The sequence below is a fragment of the Bacteroides sp. RTP31139st1_H2_RTP31139_211217 genome (assembly GCF_040227615.1).
GTDB classification, from domain to species: domain Bacteria; phylum Bacteroidota; class Bacteroidia; order Bacteroidales; family Bacteroidaceae; genus Bacteroides; species Bacteroides uniformis.
The window spans coordinates 1-1193 of the sequence record NZ_JBCNZM010000341.1; the positions used below are offsets into that span (position 1 = coordinate 1).

At 45.4% G+C, this 1193-nt stretch carries 1 pseudogene; it reads left to right on the forward strand.

The window, feature by feature from the left end:
• Positions 1–1193 (forward strand): annotated as a pseudogene (locus ABUA47_RS24765) (AAA family ATPase); the annotation flags it as partial.

Sequence of the window (1193 nt, forward strand, 5' to 3'; positions counted from 1 at the left end):
ATCCGAGATGGTACTCCGTCTCTTGGGCTCGGAGATGTGTATAAGAGACAGATTTTATCCTCGATGCAGAAGGATGTCGGCTACATAATGGAATGGTTTGACACCCATCGCGAAATGTATAGGTCCAGTGGCACTTCCACAGAAGAAGTGGAACCTGACGAAGAACTGTCGAAAGTCTTGGATGAGTCCGAACGGTCTAAAATTAAATTAGGAGCGGATTCCATAGACTCCATCTGTGTGTTTACCGCCATATTACGTGAAGGTGTCGTGTATTCGCATCAGCAGATAGAGATGCTGGATATTTCGGAAAATGACATATTGTCCCACTACAATGCCCTTACCCCGTTGTATTCTTATCAGGGAGAGGAAATGCAGATAACAGCAAGCGTTCCTTATGCCGACAACCTGAAAAACCAAGAAACCATCAATGCCGGTGGCTTCGTCGTCGGTAGGGAAAAAGAGGTCCGTACTATTTTAGAATGCCTCGAACGATCAGAGAACAAGGGGATACTGATTGTCGGTGAATCCGGTATCGGAAAGAGTTCCATCATCAACGCCTTTGTCAAAGATATTTGTGAGAATGAAGACGAGATGTTAAAGCAAATATCTATTGTCGGACTCAATACGGCAAAATTGCTCGCATCAACCTCGTCTGAAACGGAGATAGCACAAAAAGTTGTCAATCTGATGCACAAGCTCAACCAATTGGAACAAGCTGTGCTGGTGATTGATGATTTACAGGTTCTTTTGGAGAACAGCGCATCAGGCAAGGCATCCACGCTTGTCAACATATTAAGTGCGCAAATCAGCGAGGGAGCCGCAAATCTTGTTCTCACACTCACGAACGACTCTTACCGGAAGAACATCGAAAAACATCCGATAGAAGGGCGTCTTGACATCATAAAGATTGAAGAACTGGATACGACTACACTGGAAAATGCCATACAATTACATAAAAAAAGGATTGAAAACTATTACGAGCTGAGAATCTCAGATGCGTGTATTAAAGACTCAATCGCACTCTCCAAACGATATTTTAAGGAGCGAAGCCTGCCATCTGCCGCCATCGACCTGCTTGACCGAACCGCCGCTGCCGTCCGACTATGCAATAAGAACGCACGAGCCAGTATATCTGCTGTCTCTTATACACATCTCCGAGCCCACGAGACGGAGTACCATCTCGTATGCCGGCT